The sequence below is a fragment of the Kushneria pakistanensis genome, from assembly GCF_014652795.1.
GTDB lineage: Bacteria > Pseudomonadota > Gammaproteobacteria > Pseudomonadales > Halomonadaceae > Kushneria > Kushneria pakistanensis.
Genome location: NZ_BMZM01000003.1, coordinates 20,358 through 36,943 on the forward strand (window position 1 = coordinate 20,358; position 16,586 = coordinate 36,943).

Below are 16,586 nucleotides of genomic sequence, written 5' to 3' on the forward strand. Positions count from 1 at the left end.
GCCGACCCCATGAAAGATCTGGTCAAAGTTCTTAAATCGCAGGCGCAGTCCGAAGAGTTTGATGCCATTCGGATTTCGCTTGCTTCTCCGGACATGATCCGCAGCTGGTCGTTTGGCGAGGTCAAAAAGCCCGAGACCATTAACTACCGTACGTTCAAGCCGGAACGTGATGGCCTGTTCTGTGCCAAGATTTTTGGTCCGGTCAAGGATTACGAGTGCCTGTGCGGCAAGTACAAGCGCATGAAGCATCGCGGCATCATCTGCGAAAAGTGCGGCGTTGAAGTTACCAAGGCTTCTGTTCGTCGCGAGCGGATGGGTCACATCGAGCTGGCCTCTCCTGTCGCGCATATCTGGTTTCTGAAGTCGCTGCCGTCACGTATTGGCATGCTGCTGGACATGACGCTGCGTGATATCGAGCGTGTACTGTACTTCGAGTCCTTTGTGGTCATCGATCCGGGCATGACAACGCTTGAGCGTGGTCAGCTGCTTAACGATGAGCAGTACTTCGAAGCCCTTGAAGAGTTCGGCGACGACTTTGATGCCCGCATGGGTGCCGAAGCCGTGCAGGCACTACTGTCGGATATCGATCTGGGTGAAGAAATTGATCGTCTGCGTGAAGAGATTCCCCAGACCAATTCTGACACCAAGATCAAGAAGCTCTCCAAGCGCCTCAAGCTGCTGGAAGCCTTTTACCGTTCGGGTAACCACCCGGGCTGGATGGTCATGGAAGTACTGCCGGTACTGCCGCCGGATCTTCGTCCGCTGGTACCGCTGGATGGCGGCCGTTTTGCGACGTCCGATCTCAATGACCTTTATCGTCGTGTGATCAACCGTAATAACCGCCTCAAGCGGCTTCTGGACCTGTCTGCGCCGGATATCATCGTGCGCAACGAAAAGCGCATGCTGCAGGAATCGGTCGATGCGCTTCTGGACAACGGTCGTCGTGGTCGTGCCATCACGGGCTCCAACAAGCGTCCGTTGAAATCACTGGCTGACATGATCAAGGGCAAGCAGGGACGTTTTCGTCAGAACCTGCTGGGCAAGCGTGTCGATTACTCCGGTCGTTCGGTAATTACCGTAGGTCCGACCCTGCGTCTGCACCAGTGCGGTCTGCCCAAGAAGATGGCGCTTGAGCTTTTCAAGCCGTTCATCTACTCAAAGCTGCAGGGTAGCGGTCAGGCCTCTACCATCAAGGCTGCCAAGAAGCTGGTCGAGCGTGAGATGCCCGAGGTCTGGGACATTCTCGCTGACGTCATTCGTGAGCATCCGGTACTGCTTAACCGCGCGCCGACGCTGCACCGTCTGGGCATCCAGGCATTCGAGCCAATGCTGATTGAAGGCAAGGCCATCCAGCTGCATCCGCTGGTCTGTGCTGCCTACAACGCTGACTTTGATGGCGACCAGATGGCCGTGCACGTACCGCTGACGCTGGAAGCCCAGCTTGAAGCGCGTGCGCTGATGATGTCGACCAACAACGTGCTGTCGCCGGCCAACGGTGACCCGATCATCGTGCCGTCACAGGATGTTGTACTGGGTCTTTACTACATGACGCGCGAACGTATTGGGGCGAAGGGAGAGGGCATGGCCTTCTCTGACCTCAATGAAGTCGAGCGTGCCTTCGGTACCCAGAGCGTTGCCCTGCATGCCCGCATTCGTGTGCGTCTGAGCGAATGGGCACGTGATGAAGAAAGCGGTGAGCTTGTCGAGCAGGTGTCGGTCAAGGACACCACTGTAGGCCGTGCACTGCTGTATCGCATTGTGCCGCGTGGCATGCCTTTCGACATGGTCGATCGCGCCATGAAGAAAAAGGCAATTTCCCAGCTGATCAATGCGGGTTATCGCCTGGTGGGTCTGAAGGAAACTGTCATCTTTGCCGACCAGCTGATGTACACCGGTTTCCGTCTGGCCACCTGGTCAGGTGCCTCCATCGGCGTCAACGACTTCGTTATTCCTGATTCCAAGAAGGACATCATCGAAGCCGCCGAGGATGAAGTAAAAGAGATTGAGGATCAGTTCTCCTCGGGTCTCGTAACGGCTGGTGAGAAGTACAACAAGGTCATTGATATCTGGTCCAAGGCCAACGATAAGGTGGCCCGTGCCATGATGACCGGTATCTCCAAGGAGACGGTCACCGATCGCGAAGGCAACGAGGTTGAGCAGGATTCGTTCAACAGCGTTTTCATCATGGCGGACTCCGGCGCACGTGGTAGCGCTGCCCAGATCCGTCAGCTGGCCGGTATGCGCGGCCTGATGGCAAAGCCTGATGGTTCGATTATCGAGACCCCGATCACGGCCAACTTCCGTGAAGGTCTGAACGTACTCCAGTACTTCATCTCAACGCACGGTGCACGTAAGGGTCTGGCGGATACGGCACTGAAAACGGCCAACTCCGGTTACCTGACACGTCGTCTGGTCGATGTGGCTCAGGACGTGGTCGTGACCGACACCGACTGTGGCACGGAAGAGGGCCTGACGCTTCATCCGGTCATTGAAGGTGGCGATATCATCGTGTCGCTGGCCGAGCGTGTGCTGGGTCGTGTCGTGGCACGTGATGTCATCGATCCACAGACTGAAGAAGTGCTGATCCCGCGTAATACGCTGCTGGATGAAGCCTGGTGTAATCGTCTCGATACCATGGGCGTCGACGAGATCGTGGTGCGCTCGACCATCACCTGTGAAACAGCACATGGTGTCTGCTCGTCCTGTTACGGACGTGATCTGGCGCGTGGCCATGTGGTTAACGTGGGTGAGTCGGTCGGTGTCATTGCGGCACAGTCGATCGGTGAGCCGGGTACCCAGCTCACGATGCGTACCTTCCATATCGGTGGTGCAGCATCACGTGCATCGGCGGTAGACAGTGTGCAGGTCAAGCACGGTGGTAGCGTACGACTGCACAACATGAAGCATGTCGAGCGCAGCGACGGCAAACTGGTTGTGGTTTCGCGCTCCAGTGCGCTGGCTGTCGCTGACGAACATGGTCGTGAGCGTGAGTATTACAAGCTGCCCTATGGTGCCGAGCTCTCCATCAAGGATGGTGCGCAGGTCGAACCGGGTCAGGTCGTGGCAAAATGGGATCCGCACACGCATCCGATCGTTTCGGAAGTGGAAGGTCGCATTCAGTTCACCGACATGGAAGAAAACGTCACCATCAACAGAAGCGTTGATGAGATGACCGGCCTTTCCTCCATCGAGGTGATCGAGTCCGGTAACCGCCCGACATCGGGTCGCGACAAGCGTCCGATGATCATGCTGCAAAACGAGCGTGGTGAAGCGGTATCGCTGCCTGGTTCCAATACACCGGTGCAGTACATGCTGCCGGGTAATGCGATTGTCTCTGTTGACGATGGTGCTGCCATCGGTATCGGTGAGGTTGTTGCTCGTATCCCGGTAGAAGCGTCCGGCAACAAGGACATCACCGGTGGTCTGCCACGCGTTGCTGACCTGTTCGAAGCGCGAAAGCCCAAGGAAGCGTCGGTACTGGCCGAAGCCACGGGTACCATTACCTTCGGGAAGGAAACCAAGGGCAAGCGTCGCCTGATGATTACGCCGACCGACGGCGACCCGATTGAAATGCTGATTCCCAAGTGGCGTCAGATCGGTGTCTTTGAAGGTGAAACCGTTGAGCGCGGTGAGGTCATTTCCGATGGCCCGAGCAATCCGCACGATATCCTTCGTCTGTTGGGCGTCAGCGAGCTGGCCAAGTACATCACGGCAGAGATCCAGGACGTCTATCGACTGCAGGGCGTTGGCATCAATGACAAGCACATTGAAGTCATTGTTCGTCAGATGCTGCGCAAGGTAGAGATCGTTGATGCTGGCGATAGTACTTTGATTCCGGGCGACCAGGTCGAGCTGGTACGTGTTCTGGCTGAGAATGCACGCCTGCAGGAGCAGGACAAGTTCCCGGCTAAATACGACCGCGTATTGCTGGGTATTACCAAGGCATCACTGGCAACCGAATCCTTTATTTCGGCGGCCTCCTTCCAGGAGACCACGCGAGTGTTGACCGAGGCAGCTGTCACCGGCAAGCGTGACTATCTGCGTGGTTTGAAGGAAAACGTGGTTGTTGGTCGTCTTATTCCGGCAGGTACCGGTCTTACCCATCATGCCGAACGGCGTCGCAGGAAGGAGGGTGCTGCGCGTGATCTGCATCCCTCGGCCTTCGATGTCGAGCAGCAGTTGGGTGAGCATCTGACCGCATTGGATGCTGACGACGACCTTTAAGGGAAAGCAGCTCCTGCGTCGGATACGGCGCAGGACTTGACGCCCTTGCAGGCGAACCCTTAGAATTTGCAGCCTTTAACAGTAGGGATAGGTGCGTCCTGTCTCTACTGTTTTGTATCATCATCATTGGAGCGAGCCTTTTATGGCAACGATTAATCAGCTGGTGCGCAAGCCCCGCAAGCGCCCGCAGGCCAAAAGCGACGTGCCTGCGCTGCAGGCATGCCCGCAGCGTCGTGGTGTTTGCACGCGCGTTTATACGACAACGCCCAAGAAGCCGAACTCGGCGCTTCGTAAGGTCTGTCGTGTTCGCCTGACCAACGGCTACGAAGTATCTTCGTACATCGGTGGTGAGGGTCATAACCTTCAGGAGCACTCCGTGGTCCTGATTCGCGGCGGTCGCGTAAAGGACCTTCCGGGTGTGCGTTATCATACCGTGCGCGGTGCGCTGGACACCTCAGGTGTTCAAAACCGTAAGCAGGCACGTTCGAAGTACGGTACCAAGAAGCCGAAATCCTGATCGGTATTTATCCAATTTACACGGTCTGATAAGAGTAAGGCCGGGCAGCGCACCCTGAGGTGTTTGGTCCCGGGTTTACCTGAAAGACTCTTCTGACTGAGGGCTTATCATGCCTAGAAGACGTATTGCGGCGAAGCGCGATATCCTGCCGGATCCCAAGTTCGGAAGTGAGCGCCTGGCCAAGTTCATGAACCACCTGATGATCAGCGGCAAGAAATCCGTGGCCGAGCGTATCGTATATGGTGCGCTGGATCGGGTTGCCGAACGCTCCAATGATGAGCCGCTGGACATTTTCGACAAGGCACTGGAAGCCATCCAGCCCATGGTCGAAGTTAAATCACGTCGTGTTGGCGGTGCTACCTATCAGGTGCCCGTTGAAGTGCGTCCTTCCCGTCGTCAGGCGCTGGCCATGCGCTGGATGGTAGACGCAGCGCGTAATCGTGGTGAGAAGACCATGGTGCAGAGGCTGGCCGGCGAAATGCTGGATGCGGCTGAAGGCAAGGGTGCTGCTGTCAAGAAGCGTGAAGACGTCCATCGTATGGCAGAAGCCAACAAGGCCTTCTCTCACTACCGCTTCTAATAGAAGCGCCTTCATGCGAAGGCGCTTCCAACTACAGGATACGCTATCGTGGCACGCAAGACTCCTCTTAAGCGCTACCGCAATATCGGTATCTGCGCCCACGTTGATGCCGGCAAGACAACGACGACCGAACGCGTGCTCTTCTATACGGGTCTTTCTCACAAGATCGGTGAAGTGCATGAGGGCGCCGCTGTCATGGACTGGATGGAGCAGGAGCAGGAGCGTGGTATTACCATCACCTCTGCTGCGACTACCTGCTTCTGGAGCGGCATGAATCAGCAGTTCGATGAGCATCGCATCAATATCATCGACACGCCTGGGCACGTTGACTTCACCATCGAAGTTGAACGTTCGCTGCGTGTGCTTGATGGTGCGATCGTTGTGCTGTGTGGCAGTTCCGGTGTTCAGCCGCAGACTGAAACCGTATGGCGTCAGGCCAACCGTTATGAAGTTCCCCGCATGGTATTCGTCAACAAGATGGACCGTGCCGGCGCAGACTTCTTCATGGTGGTTGAGCAGATGCGCAAGCGTCTGGGCGCCAACGCTGTGCCCATCCAGATCAACTGGGGCGCAGAAGATGAATTCAAGGGCGTTATCGACCTTCTGCAAATGAAGGCCATTCTCTGGAATGAAGACGACAAGGGCATGACTTATGACCTGGTCGACATTCCGGATGAGCTGCAGGAAACGGCTCAGCAATGGCACGAGCATATGGTCGAGTCCGCAGCAGAAGCCTCTGAAGAATTGATGGAAAAGTACCTTGAAGAAGGTGAGCTTTCCATCGAGGAAATCAAGGCCGGCCTGCGTCGTCGCACGCTGGATAACGAGATTGTTCTGGTCACCTGTGGCTCTGCGTTCAAGAACAAGGGCGTTCAGGCCATGCTGGATGCCGTGATCGAATATCTGCCGTCGCCCACTGAAGTCAAGGCCATCGAAGGCGAGCTTGATGATGCTGCCGGCACCATCGAGACGCGTGAGGCAGATGACAGTGCGCCGTTCTCGGCGCTGGCATTCAAGATCGCAACCGACCCCTTTGTCGGGACACTGACCTTCATTCGTGTATATTCTGGCGTGCTGAATTCCGGCGACCAGATGTACAACTCGGTGAAGGACAAGAAGGAGCGCGTTGGCCGTATCGTTCAGATGCACGCCAACAGCCGTCAGGAGATCAAGGAAGTTTATGCAGGTGATATTGCTGCCTGTGTAGGCCTCAAGGATGTCACGACCGGTGATACGCTCTGTGATCCGAACTCGAAGATCGTGCTGGAGCGCATGGAGTTTCCGGAACCGGTTATTTCGGTGGCCGTTGAACCCAAGTCGAAGGCAGACCAGGAAAAGATGGGTATTGCTCTGGGCAAGCTGGCCCAGGAGGATCCCTCTTTCCGCGTCAAGACCGACGAGGAAACAGGTCAGACCATCATTTCCGGTATGGGTGAGCTTCACTTGGACATTCTCGTTGACCGCATGCGTCGCGAGTTCAAGGTAGAAGCCAATATCGGTAAGCCGCAGGTCGCCTATCGTGAGACGATCAAGAAGAGCGTCGAGCAGGAAGGCAAGTTTGTTCGTCAGTCCGGTGGTCGAGGCCAGTTTGGTCACGTCTACCTGCGCATTGAGCCGCTGACAGACGCAGATCGTGGTGATGATCCGGAAATGACGTTCAAGTTCACTTCCGAGATCGTGGGTGGTGTAGTACCCAAGGAATATGTGCCGGCCGTCGAGAAGGGTGCCTTTGAGCAGCTGCAGAACGGTGTCATCGCTGGTTATCCGATGATCAACGTCAAGGTTGCACTGTACGACGGTTCCTATCACGACGTCGACTCCAATGAGAATGCCTTCAAGGTTGCCTCTTCGATGGCAATCAAGGAGGGCGCACGCAAGGCCGGGGCAGTACTGCTCGAGCCGATGATGAGTGTTGAAGTGGTAACACCCGAAGATTTCATGGGTGATGTCATGGGTGACCTTAACCGTCGGCGTGGTCTTGTTCAGGGTATGGATGACACTACTTCCGGTAAGGTTATTCGTGCCATGGTGCCGCTGGGTGAGATGTTCGGTTATGCGACCGATCTGCGTTCTCAGACCCAGGGCCGCGCAAGCTACTCCATGGAGTTTGCGAAGTACGATGAGGCACCGTCCAGCATCGTCGAAGCCGTCATCAACCAGAAATGATAACCGTTAGCTGATCAAAGAGGTTATAGCAGTGGCCAAGGAAAAATTTGAACGTTCCAAACCGCATGTAAACGTTGGCACCATCGGTCACGTTGACCATGGCAAGACCACGCTGACTGCGGCTCTGACTCGTGTTTCTGCCGAGGTATTCGGTGGTGACTGGCGTGCATTTGATACCATCGATAACGCTCCTGAAGAGCGTGAGCGTGGTATCACGATCTCGACAGCTCACGTTGAGTATCAGTCTGAAATGCGTCACTACGCCCACGTTGACTGCCCGGGGCACGCTGACTACGTCAAGAACATGATCACCGGTGCAGCGCAGATGGACGGCGCTATCCTGGTCTGTTCTGCCGCTGACGGCCCCATGCCGCAGACGCGTGAGCACATCCTGCTGTCCCGCCAGGTTGGCGTTCCGTTCATCGTTGTCTTCCTGAACAAGGCTGACATGGTCGATGACGAAGAACTGCTCGAGCTGGTCGAGATGGAAGTTCGTGAACTTCTGTCCGAATATGACTTCCCGGGTGACGACACGCCGATCATCATCGGTTCTGCCCTGATGGCACTGGAAGGCAAGGATGACAATGGCATGGGTACAACTGCCGTTGCCAACCTCGTTCGCGCCATGGATGAGTACATCCCCGAGCCCGAGCGTGCCATCGATCAGCCGTTCCTGATGCCGATCGAAGACGTCTTCTCGATTTCTGGCCGTGGTACTGTTGTTACCGGTCGAGTTGAGCGCGGTATCGTCAAGACTGGTGAAGAAGTCGAGATCATCGGTCTCAAGGACACCGTCAAGACGACCGTTACTGGCGTCGAGATGTTCCGTAAGCTGCTCGACGAAGGTCGTGCCGGCGAAAACGTTGGTGCGCTGCTTCGCGGCACCAAGCGTGATGACGTCGAGCGTGGTCAGGTTCTGGCCAAGCCGGGCACCATCAAGCCGCATACCAAGTTCGAGTCCGAAGTCTACATCCTGTCCAAGGAAGAAGGTGGTCGTCATACGCCTTTCTTCAAGGGCTACCGTCCGCAGTTCTACTTCCGTACCACTGACGTAACTGGTACCTGTGAACTGCCGGAAGGCGTAGAAATGGTTATGCCGGGTGACAACGTTCAGATGGTTATTACTCTGATCGCACCGATCGCCATGGAAGACGGCCTGCGTTTCGCTATCCGCGAAGGTGGTCGTACCGTTGGCGCCGGTGTTGTTGCCAAGATCGTCGAGTAATCCTGTTACTCGAAATCTAAAGGGGCCTCCGTCGGGAGGCCCCTTTGTCATATGCATGTTTGACTCTGAGCGGCTGCCTGCCTATAATGCGCATCCTTTTGAGGCGTGCGTAGGCGGTCAGGCGCCCCTCGGCGTCAGACATCGTCTTGAATTTCCCTGGAGTCCCGGGTAATGCAGAACCAGAAGATTCGCATTCGCTTGAAAGCCTTTGATCATCGTCTTATCGATCAGTCTGCACAGGAAATTGTGGATACTGCCAAGCGCACTGGTGCGCAGGTTCGCGGTCCGATTCCGCTGCCTACCAGACGCGAACGGTATACCATCCTGATCTCTCCGCACGTCAACAAGGATGCGCGTGATCAGTATGAGATTCGTACCCACAAGCGTGTGCTGGACATCGTTGAGCCGACCGAGAAAACGGTTGATGCACTGATGAAGCTTGATCTGGCAGCAGGCGTAGACGTACAGATCAAGGTTGATTAATCCAACACTAGTCACTCACGCGGCATTCTAGGGCATTTGCCCAGCCGCTCACGCCGGGATGGCGTCATACAATGTGCTAGTGGAATGCTCTGGAAAGGGCAGCCATAGCGGGTGATAGCCCCGTACACTAAAGGAGACTGAACATGTCTATCGGTTTAGTCGGTAAGAAGAGCGGGATGACCCGTATCTTCACCGAAGATGGTGCGTCCGTACCAGTAACCGTTATTGAAGTCGAGCCTAACCGCGTCACGCGCATCAAGACTCTTGAGTCTGATGGCTATCGTGCCGTACAGGTTACTGCAGGCTCGCGCAAGGCCAAGCACCTCACAAAGGCAATTGCCGGGCAGTACGCCAAGGCAGGTGTTGAGGCCGGTCGTTTCCTGGCGGAATTTCGTCTTTCTGAAGGCGAGGAAGATCCGCAGTCCGGAAGCGAGCTCACCGTATCCCTCTTCGAAGCAGGCCAGCTCATTGACGTCACTGGTACGTCCAAGGGCAAGGGCTTCCAGGGCGCAGTAAAGCGCTGGAACTTCCGCACGCAGGACGCCACCCACGGTAACTCCCTGTCGCATCGCGCGCCGGGTTCCATCGGCCAGTGCCAGACGCCGGGTCGCGTCTTCAAGGGCAAAAAGATGGCCGGCCAGATGGGTAACGAGCGTGTCACCGTTCAGAGCCTTGAAATCGTCCGTGTTGACACTGAACGCAATCTGCTGCTGGTCAAGGGTGCCGTACCTGGCGCTGCCGGTAGCGATGTGATCGTGCGCACCGCTGTCAAAGCTCGCTGAGGGGTAGGTAACGATGAATCTCAATCTTGCAGGTGCAGGAGCCGGAGCCGTCGAGATTTCCGACGAGACCTTTGGCAAGGAATTCAACGAGGCGCTGGTTCACCAGGTCGTGACTGCCTATCTGGCAGGCGCGCGTCAGGGTACCCGCGCACAGAAAAACCGTTCTGATGTCAGCGGTGGCGGCAAGAAGCCGTGGCGTCAGAAGGGCACCGGCCGTGCTCGTGCCGGTACCATCCGTTCGCCGATCTGGCGTACCGGTGGTGTGACCTTTGCGGCACGTCCGCAGGATCATTCCCAGAAGGTCAACCGCAAGATGTACCGCGCTGCCATGCGCTCCATTCTTTCGGAGCTCGTGCGTCAGGAACGTCTGGTCGCTGTTGATGCCTTCACAGTCGACAGCCCCAAGACCAGACAACTGGTTGGTCGTCTCTCCGAGCTTGGTCTGGAGAAGGTGCTGATCGTGACTGATGAGCTGGATCAGAATCTTTATCTGGCCGCTCGCAACATTCCCAATGTGGAAGTGATCGAAGCGTCGAGCGCGGATCCTGTCAGCCTGATCGCCTACGACAAGGTGCTGATGACCGTACCCGCCCTCCGCAAGTTCGAGGAGAAGCTGGCATGAATCAGGAACGCGTATTCCAGGTGCTGCTTGGTCCGCACATGACTGAAAAGGCTGCCTACGCTGCAGAGCGTAATCAGTACGTTTTCAAGGTCGCCAGCGATGCCACCAAGCCCGAAATCAAAAAGGCTGTTGAAGCCCTTTTTGAAAAGAAGGTCGACAGCGTCCAGGTCCTGAACATGAAGGGCAAGGTCAAGCGTAATGCACGCGGCGAAGGTCACCGTAGTGGTTATCGCAAGGCCTACGTCACCCTGGCTGCGGGCGAAACGCTCGAAGACTTCACCGGCGCCGAGTGAGGCAGGAGAACGGATCATGGCAGTAGTCAAGACAAAACCCACGTCCGCCGGCCGTCGCCACAAGGTGAAGGTCGTTACCGAAGGGCTGTACAAGGGGCGTCCGCATGCGGCGCTGACCGAAGCACAGTCTCGTTCGGGCGGACGTAACAATAACGGTCGTATTACTACCCGTCACGTGGGTGGTGGCAATCGCCAGCACTATCGTCTGGTAGATTTCAAGCGTAACAAGGATGGCATTCCTGCCATTGTTGAGCGTCTTGAATACGATCCGAATCGCAGCGCACACATTGCACTGCTGAAGTATGTGGACGGTGAGCGCCGTTACATCATTGCCCCCCGGGGTGTTGCAGAAGGCGATCGCCTGGAATCAGGTGTCAACGCACCGATTCGTCAGGGTAACGCTCTGCCGCTGCGCAATGTTCCGGTAGGTTCGACCATTCACTGCATCGAGCTCAAGCCCGGCAAGGGTGCACAGCTTGTACGCAGCGCCGGTACCAGTGCTCAACTGGTAGCACGTGAAGGCAACTATGCCACCGTGCGTCTGCGCAGCGGTGAGATGCGTCGCATCCTGGCTGAATGTCGTGCCACGCTTGGCGAAGTTGGCAACTCCGAGCATAGCCTTGGGCAGCTCGGCAAGGCTGGCGCCAAGCGCTGGAGAGGCGTGCGTCCGACTGTTCGCGGTGTTGCGATGAACCCGGTTGATCACCCGCATGGTGGTGGTGAAGGTCGTACCAGTGGTGGCCGTCATCCGGTAACCCCCTGGGGTATTCCGACCAAGGGTCACAAGACGCGCAAGAACAAGCGTACCGACAAGCTTATCGTGCGTCGTCGCAAAGCCAGATAAACGGTGCCGCAAGGCCAAACATCAGTATTTAAGGGGTAACGGCTGTGCCACGTTCACTTAAGAAAGGTCCCTTCATTGACCTTCATCTTTTGAAGAAGGTTGAGGCGGCTGTGGAAAAGAGCGACCGCAAACCGATCAAGACCTGGTCGCGTCGCTCGATGATCCTGCCCAATATGGTAGGACTCACCATTGCTGTCCATAACGGTCGCCAGCATGTACCGGTTCATGTCTCTGAAGAGATGGTGGGCCACAAGCTGGGCGAATTTGCTGCCACCCGCACCTATCGCGGTCACGCGGCTGACAAGAAAGCCAAGCGGTAAGGGAGAGGACCATAATGGAAGAAGTAGCTGCTAAATTGCGCGGCGCTCGCCTGTCCGCCCAGAAGGCACGTTTGGTGGCAGATCAGGTGCGGGGCAAGCCGGTCGCAGAAGCACTGAATATCCTGGCATTCTCGCCCAAAAAGGCGGCTGTGCTGGTGAGAAAGGTACTGCAATCCGCTATCGCCAACGCGGAAGAAAATAACGGCATGGACATCGACGAGCTTCGCGTCTCGACCATCTGTGTCGATGAGGGCATGACGCTCAAGCGTATTCTGCCGCGTGCCAAGGGCCGTGCAGATCGCATCATGAAGCGTACCTGCCATATCACCGTCAAGGTAGCCGAGAAGTAGGAGTCGACCAGATGGGTCAAAAAGTCAATCCAGTCGGTATTCGTCTCGGGATCGTCAAGGACCACACTTCTGTGTGGTACGCCGAGCGCGGTGCTTATGCCGACAAGCTTAATAACGATCTCGAAGTTCGCAGTTTCCTGTCCGAGCGTCTGAAAAGCGCTTCTGTTAGCAGGATCCAGATCGAGCGTCCGGCAAATAACGCCCGCATTACCATTCACACTGCCCGTCCGGGTATCGTGATTGGCAAGAAGGGTGAAGATGTCGAGCGTCTGCGTCGCGATCTGACCAACCTCATGGGCGTGCCTGTGCACGTCAATATTGAGGAAGTTCGCAAGCCTGAGCTTGACGCTGCGCTGGTAGCGCAGAACGTCGCTGGTCAGCTCGAGCGTCGCGTCATGTTTCGTCGTGCCATGAAGCGGGCGGTTCAAAACGCCATGCGTCTGGGCGCCAAGGGTATTCGGATTCAGCTTTCCGGGCGTCTTGGTGGTGCAGAAATCGCGCGTACGGAATGGTATCGCGAAGGCCGTGTTCCCCTTCACACCCTGCGTGCCGATATCGATTACTCGGTTTACGAGGCGCACACCACTTATGGTGTCATCGGTGTCAAGGTGTGGATCTTCAAGGGCGAAATTCTTGGTGGGATCGAAGAAGTCCGTGCGAAGCAGAATAATTCGCAGACTGGCGCTCCCGGCAAGAAGAAAGGTTCCAAGTAAGGGGATAGTCGATGTTACAGCCCAAGCGTACCAAATTCCGCAAGCAGCAAAAGGGCCGCAACCGCGGTCTGGCGCATCGCGGTAGCAGCGTGAGCTTCGGTGAGTACGGCCTCAAGGCGACCGGCCGCGGTCGTATCACTGCTCGTCAGATTGAAGCCGGCCGTCGTGCTATCACGCGTCATGTCAAACGTGGCGGCAAGATCTGGATCCGTGTGTTCCCGGATAAGCCGATTTCCGAAAAGCCGCTCGAAGTCCGTATGGGTAAGGGCAAGGGCTCTGTTGAATACTGGGTCGCTCAGATTCAGCCCGGCAAGGTTCTTTACGAGATCGAAGGCGTATCGGAAGAGATGGCTCGCGAAGCGTTCACTCTCGCGGCTCAGAAGATGCCCGTTGCCACTACCTTTGTGAAACGGACGGTAATGTAATGAAAGCTCAGGAACTTCGTGACAAGTCGACCGAAGCGCTCAATGAGCAGCTGTTCGAACTGCTGCGCGAGCAATTCAACCTGCGGATGCAGAAGGCTACCGGTCAGTTGAGCCAGAACCATCTGCTCAAACAGGTTCGCCGCGACATCGCGCGCGTGAAGACTGTGCTCAACGAGAAGGTGGACTGAAATGGCCGAAGAACAGGCAAACAAAGCACGCAGGCTCACCGGTCGTGTGGTGAGTGATCGGATGGAAAAATCGATCGTGGTCATGATCGAGCGTCGTGAGCGCCATCCGATCTACGGGAAGTACATGAAGCGCTCCACCAAACTGCATGCGCACGACGAAACCAATCAGGCCCATATCGGCGATCTGGTTTCCATCGAAGAGTGTCGGCCGATTTCGAAGAAAAAGGCATGGACTCTGGTTGAAGTCGTCGAGCAGGCCAGAGGGTAAGGCAACTGCCTAAACCCGTGCATCAGTTCAGGTTTGGAGAAAACCGATGATTCAAACGCAAACAATGCTGGATGTCGCTGACAACAGCGGAGCGCGCAGGGTCCAGTGCATCAAGGTCCTGGGTGGCTCTCATCGCCGTTATGCCCGTGTTGGCGACATCATCAAGGTAACGGTCAAGGAAGCGATTCCGCGTGGCCGTGTCAAAAAGGGCCAGGTGCTCAAGGCCGTTGTTGTACGCACACGCAGCGGAATTCGCCGTCCGGATGGTTCTCTTATCCGCTTCGATGGCAATGCGGCGGTTTTATTGAACAACGCCAACGAGCAGCCGGTAGGCACTCGTATTTTCGGGCCGGTAACTCGCGAACTTCGTACCGAGAAGTTCATGCGGATTATCTCCCTGGCGCCCGAAGTGCTGTAAGGAGCGAGGCGGAATTATGCGCAAGATCAAACGTGATGATGAAGTCGTCGTCATCGCCGGCAAGGACAAGGGCAAGCGCGGCACCGTCAAGCGGGTTCTGCAGGACGGGCGCTACGTGGTTTCAGGTGTGAACATGATCAAGCGTCACACCAAGCCCAACCCGATGGCCGGTAATCAAGGGGGTATCGTTGAGCGTGAGGCTCCGATCCACGGTTCCAACGTTGCCATCTTCAATACGGAGACCGGCAGGGCGGATCGGGTCGGCTTTCAGATGAATGACGACGGTACCAAGAGCCGTATCTTCAGGTCGACGCAAAAGCAGATCGACGCCTAACGCGATTCGGGTGGCAACATGGCGAACTTGAAACAGCAGTACAAAGACGAGGTAATGGCCAAGCTCACTGAGCAGTTTGGCTACGCCAACGTAATGCAGGTGCCCCGGATCACCAAGGTGACCCTGAATATGGGCGTCGGTGATGCGACCAGTGATAAAAAGCTGATCGACAATGCCGTGGCTGATCTGGAAAAGCTCTCCGGCCAGAAGCCGATCGTAACTCTGGCACGCAAGTCAGTAGCGGGCTTCAAGGTACGTGAAGGCTGGCCGATCGGTACCAAGGTAACCCTGCGCAGTGAGCGCATGTGGGATTTCCTTGACCGGCTGGTAAACATCGCGATTCCGCGTATTCGTGATTTCCGTGGCCTCAATGCGAAATCATTTGATGGCCGTGGTAACTACTCGATGGGTGTGCGTGAACAGATCATCTTCCCCGAGATCGAATACGACAAGGTTGACCGTGTTCGCGGGCTGGATATCACCATCACGACGTCTGCCGGCACCGACGAAGAAGCTCGTGCACTCTTGAGTGCACTGAACTTCCCCTTCCGGAAATAAAGGTGGAATCATGGCAAAGAAAAGCATGATTGAGCGCGAGCGCAAGCGCGCCGAGCTGGTAGACAAGTACGCAGCCCGTCGTGCCGAGCTCAAGGCGCTCATCAATAATGTCAACAGCTCGGACGAAGAGCGCTTCGATGCGCAGCTGCAGCTGCAGAAACTGCCGCGTGATTCGAGCCCGGTACGCAAGCGTAATCGCTGCCGCGTAACCGGCCGTCCGCACGGCTATTACAACAAGTTTGGACTTGCGCGCAACAAGCTGCGCGAAGCGGCCATGCGTGGCGATGTGCCCGGTCTGACCAAGTCCAGCTGGTAATCGCATCAGGAGCGTTATCAATGAGCATGCAGGATACACTCGCGGATATGCTGACCCGTATCCGTAATGCGCAGATGGCGACCAAGGAGACGGTTACCATGCCGTCTTCCAAAATCAAGGTCGAAGTCGCGCGTGTTTTGAAAGAAGAAGGTTACATTGCCGACTTCTCCGTTGAAGGCGACGTCAAGGTTGAGCTGACGATCACCCTCAAGTACTTCGAAGGCAAGCCGGTCATCGAGCACATTCAGCGTGTGTCGAAGCCCTCCCTTCGTAGCTACAAGGGCAAGAACGAACTGCCGCGCGTAGCAGACGGTCTGGGAGTGGCCATCGTATCCACTTCCAGAGGTGTCATGACCGATCGTGCGGCGCGCCAGGCAGGCGTCGGCGGTGAAGTCATCTGCACCGTATTCTAGGAGTCTAAGATGTCCAGGATTGCAAAATACCCGGTTAAGCTGCCCAGCGGTGTGGAAGTCACGCTCGAGGAAGGCAGGCTGACCGTCCGGGGCGGTCAGGGGCAGCTGGAAATGAACGTCCACAATGATGTTGTGGTAGGTCGGCAGGATGATCAGCTGACGTTCGAACCCAGCGCTTCAGCAAAGAATTGGGCCATGGCCGGGACAACCCGCGCGCTGGTCAATAACATGGTCGTTGGTGTTACTGAAGGCTTTACCCGTTCGCTGGAAATTACCGGCGTGGGTTATCGTGCTCAGGCCAACGGGCAGACACTTAACCTGACACTTGGTTTCTCTCACCCGATCGATTACAAGGTGCCTGAAGGCGTGGTTGTTGAAACGCCCAAGAACACCACAATCGTTCTCAAGAGCGCTGACAAGCAGCGTCTTGGTCAGGTGGCTGCCGAGATTCGCGCGTTCCGTCCGCCGGAGCCCTATAAGGGCAAGGGTGTTCGTTACAGCGATGAACGCATCCTTCGTAAAGAAGCCAAGAAGAAATAAGGCAGGG

At 56.3% G+C, this 16,586-nt stretch carries 22 protein-coding genes; all 22 read left to right on the plus strand.

The genetic code is table 11. From position 1 onward, the window contains the following. Positions 1–9: 9 nt before the first annotated feature. The 22 genes from rpoC (at position 10) to rplF (ending at position 16,579) form a co-directional block, all read left to right on the plus strand. Positions 10–4,224, plus strand: a complete 4,215-nt coding sequence (rpoC, locus tag IE123_RS10515; RefSeq protein WP_189517999.1) for a DNA-directed RNA polymerase subunit beta' — start codon at positions 10–12, stop codon at positions 4,222–4,224. A gap of 142 nt (positions 4,225–4,366) precedes the next feature. Next, entirely contained in the window at positions 4,367–4,741 is a 375-nt protein-coding gene (gene rpsL, locus IE123_RS10520; RefSeq protein WP_189518001.1) for a 30S ribosomal protein S12, read from the plus strand. A 109-nt stretch (positions 4,742–4,850) separates the two neighbouring features. Next, a complete protein-coding gene (gene rpsG / locus IE123_RS10525) occupies positions 4,851–5,321 on the plus strand; it encodes a 30S ribosomal protein S7 (RefSeq protein WP_086620797.1) in 471 nt (156 codons plus the stop codon). A gap of 48 nt (positions 5,322–5,369) precedes the next feature. Then, complete coding sequence (gene fusA / locus IE123_RS10530; protein ID WP_189518003.1) at positions 5,370–7,487, plus strand: elongation factor G; 2,118 nt, start codon at positions 5,370–5,372, stop codon at positions 7,485–7,487. A 31-nt stretch (positions 7,488–7,518) separates the two neighbouring features. Beyond that, positions 7,519–8,712 (plus strand): elongation factor Tu, encoded by a 1,194-nt coding sequence (gene tuf, locus IE123_RS10535; RefSeq protein ID WP_189518005.1) that lies wholly within the window; start codon positions 7,519–7,521, stop codon positions 8,710–8,712. A 171-nt stretch (positions 8,713–8,883) separates the two neighbouring features. Then, positions 8,884–9,195: a 30S ribosomal protein S10 gene (gene rpsJ / locus IE123_RS10540; RefSeq protein ID WP_019951460.1), complete on the plus strand. Its 312-nt coding sequence runs from the start codon at positions 8,884–8,886 to the stop codon at positions 9,193–9,195. 143 nt (positions 9,196–9,338) lie between these two features. Continuing rightward, entirely contained in the window at positions 9,339–9,977 is a 639-nt protein-coding gene (rplC, locus tag IE123_RS10545; protein WP_189518007.1) for a 50S ribosomal protein L3, read from the plus strand. A gap of 13 nt (positions 9,978–9,990) precedes the next feature. Then, positions 9,991–10,599, plus strand: coding sequence for a 50S ribosomal protein L4 (rplD, locus tag IE123_RS10550; RefSeq protein WP_189518009.1), 609 nt, complete (start codon positions 9,991–9,993; stop codon positions 10,597–10,599). Continuing rightward, positions 10,596–10,892 carry a 50S ribosomal protein L23 gene (gene rplW / locus IE123_RS10555; protein ID WP_086620792.1) on the plus strand — a complete coding sequence of 99 codons (297 nt, stop codon included), beginning with the start codon at positions 10,596–10,598 and terminating at the stop codon, positions 10,890–10,892. Before rplD ends, rplW begins: the two co-directional genes overlap by 4 nt. A 16-nt stretch (positions 10,893–10,908) precedes the next feature. Further along, entirely contained in the window at positions 10,909–11,736 is an 828-nt protein-coding gene (gene rplB / locus IE123_RS10560) for a 50S ribosomal protein L2 (protein ID WP_189518011.1), read from the plus strand. A gap of 44 nt (positions 11,737–11,780) precedes the next feature. Further along, positions 11,781–12,056 carry a 30S ribosomal protein S19 gene (gene rpsS, locus IE123_RS10565; RefSeq protein WP_008959165.1) on the plus strand — a complete coding sequence of 92 codons (276 nt, stop codon included), beginning with the start codon at positions 11,781–11,783 and terminating at the stop codon, positions 12,054–12,056. 14 nt (positions 12,057–12,070) lie between these two features. Then, positions 12,071–12,406 carry a 50S ribosomal protein L22 gene (gene rplV / locus IE123_RS10570; protein WP_086620791.1) on the plus strand — a complete coding sequence of 112 codons (336 nt, stop codon included), beginning with the start codon at positions 12,071–12,073 and terminating at the stop codon, positions 12,404–12,406. 11 nt (positions 12,407–12,417) lie between these two features. After that, positions 12,418–13,119: a 30S ribosomal protein S3 gene (rpsC, locus tag IE123_RS10575; RefSeq protein WP_189518013.1), complete on the plus strand. Its 702-nt coding sequence runs from the start codon at positions 12,418–12,420 to the stop codon at positions 13,117–13,119. Between the two features lie 11 nt (positions 13,120–13,130). Then, positions 13,131–13,544 (plus strand): 50S ribosomal protein L16, encoded by a 414-nt coding sequence (gene rplP, locus IE123_RS10580; RefSeq protein ID WP_108842858.1) that lies wholly within the window; start codon positions 13,131–13,133, stop codon positions 13,542–13,544. Further along, entirely contained in the window at positions 13,544–13,732 is a 189-nt protein-coding gene (gene rpmC / locus IE123_RS10585) for a 50S ribosomal protein L29 (RefSeq protein ID WP_086620788.1), read from the plus strand. The genes rplP and rpmC overlap by 1 nt, the downstream gene beginning before the upstream one ends. Position 13,733: 1 nt before the next feature. Next, the gene (rpsQ, locus tag IE123_RS10590) at positions 13,734–14,000 is read left to right on the plus strand and encodes a 30S ribosomal protein S17 (RefSeq protein ID WP_189518015.1); all 267 of its coding nucleotides are present in this window, start codon (positions 13,734–13,736) and stop codon (positions 13,998–14,000) included. A gap of 46 nt (positions 14,001–14,046) precedes the next feature. Next, positions 14,047–14,418: a 50S ribosomal protein L14 gene (gene rplN / locus IE123_RS10595; protein ID WP_086620786.1), complete on the plus strand. Its 372-nt coding sequence runs from the start codon at positions 14,047–14,049 to the stop codon at positions 14,416–14,418. 16 nt (positions 14,419–14,434) lie between these two features. Beyond that, on the plus strand, positions 14,435–14,752 hold the full coding sequence (rplX, locus tag IE123_RS10600; protein WP_189518017.1) for a 50S ribosomal protein L24: 318 nt from the start codon (positions 14,435–14,437) through the stop codon (positions 14,750–14,752). Positions 14,753–14,770: 18 nt separating this feature from the next. Continuing rightward, the gene (gene rplE, locus IE123_RS10605) at positions 14,771–15,310 is read left to right on the plus strand and encodes a 50S ribosomal protein L5 (RefSeq protein WP_189518019.1); all 540 of its coding nucleotides are present in this window, start codon (positions 14,771–14,773) and stop codon (positions 15,308–15,310) included. A 10-nt stretch (positions 15,311–15,320) separates the two neighbouring features. After that, on the plus strand, positions 15,321–15,626 hold the full coding sequence (rpsN, locus tag IE123_RS10610) for a 30S ribosomal protein S14 (RefSeq protein ID WP_189518021.1): 306 nt from the start codon (positions 15,321–15,323) through the stop codon (positions 15,624–15,626). 20 nt (positions 15,627–15,646) lie between these two features. Next, complete coding sequence (gene rpsH, locus IE123_RS10615; RefSeq protein WP_189518024.1) at positions 15,647–16,039, plus strand: 30S ribosomal protein S8; 393 nt, start codon at positions 15,647–15,649, stop codon at positions 16,037–16,039. Between the two features lie 9 nt (positions 16,040–16,048). Then, positions 16,049–16,579 (plus strand): 50S ribosomal protein L6, encoded by a 531-nt coding sequence (gene rplF, locus IE123_RS10620; RefSeq protein ID WP_189518026.1) that lies wholly within the window; start codon positions 16,049–16,051, stop codon positions 16,577–16,579. The last annotated feature ends 7 nt before the right edge of the window (positions 16,580–16,586 follow it).

Coding starts and splice junctions, on each gene's coding strand:
- rpoC (WP_189517999.1), top strand. CDS start 10: ATGAAAGATCTGGTCAAAGTTCTTAAATCGCAGGCGCAGTCCGAAGAG.
- rpsL (WP_189518001.1), top strand. CDS start 4,367: ATGGCAACGATTAATCAGCTGGTGCGCAAGCCCCGCAAGCGCCCGCAG.
- rpsG (WP_086620797.1), top strand. CDS start 4,851: ATGCCTAGAAGACGTATTGCGGCGAAGCGCGATATCCTGCCGGATCCC.
- rpsJ (WP_019951460.1), top strand. CDS start 8,884: ATGCAGAACCAGAAGATTCGCATTCGCTTGAAAGCCTTTGATCATCGT.
- rplC (WP_189518007.1), top strand. CDS start 9,339: ATGTCTATCGGTTTAGTCGGTAAGAAGAGCGGGATGACCCGTATCTTC.
- rplD (WP_189518009.1), top strand. CDS start 9,991: ATGAATCTCAATCTTGCAGGTGCAGGAGCCGGAGCCGTCGAGATTTCC.
- rplW (WP_086620792.1), top strand. CDS start 10,596: ATGAATCAGGAACGCGTATTCCAGGTGCTGCTTGGTCCGCACATGACT.
- rplB (WP_189518011.1), top strand. CDS start 10,909: ATGGCAGTAGTCAAGACAAAACCCACGTCCGCCGGCCGTCGCCACAAG.
- rplV (WP_086620791.1), top strand. CDS start 12,071: ATGGAAGAAGTAGCTGCTAAATTGCGCGGCGCTCGCCTGTCCGCCCAG.
- rpsC (WP_189518013.1), top strand. CDS start 12,418: ATGGGTCAAAAAGTCAATCCAGTCGGTATTCGTCTCGGGATCGTCAAG.
- rplP (WP_108842858.1), top strand. CDS start 13,131: ATGTTACAGCCCAAGCGTACCAAATTCCGCAAGCAGCAAAAGGGCCGC.
- rpmC (WP_086620788.1), top strand. CDS start 13,544: ATGAAAGCTCAGGAACTTCGTGACAAGTCGACCGAAGCGCTCAATGAG.
- rpsQ (WP_189518015.1), top strand. CDS start 13,734: ATGGCCGAAGAACAGGCAAACAAAGCACGCAGGCTCACCGGTCGTGTG.
- rplN (WP_086620786.1), top strand. CDS start 14,047: ATGATTCAAACGCAAACAATGCTGGATGTCGCTGACAACAGCGGAGCG.
- rplX (WP_189518017.1), top strand. CDS start 14,435: ATGCGCAAGATCAAACGTGATGATGAAGTCGTCGTCATCGCCGGCAAG.
- rplE (WP_189518019.1), top strand. CDS start 14,771: ATGGCGAACTTGAAACAGCAGTACAAAGACGAGGTAATGGCCAAGCTC.
- rpsN (WP_189518021.1), top strand. CDS start 15,321: ATGGCAAAGAAAAGCATGATTGAGCGCGAGCGCAAGCGCGCCGAGCTG.
- rpsH (WP_189518024.1), top strand. CDS start 15,647: ATGAGCATGCAGGATACACTCGCGGATATGCTGACCCGTATCCGTAAT.
- rplF (WP_189518026.1), top strand. CDS start 16,049: ATGTCCAGGATTGCAAAATACCCGGTTAAGCTGCCCAGCGGTGTGGAA.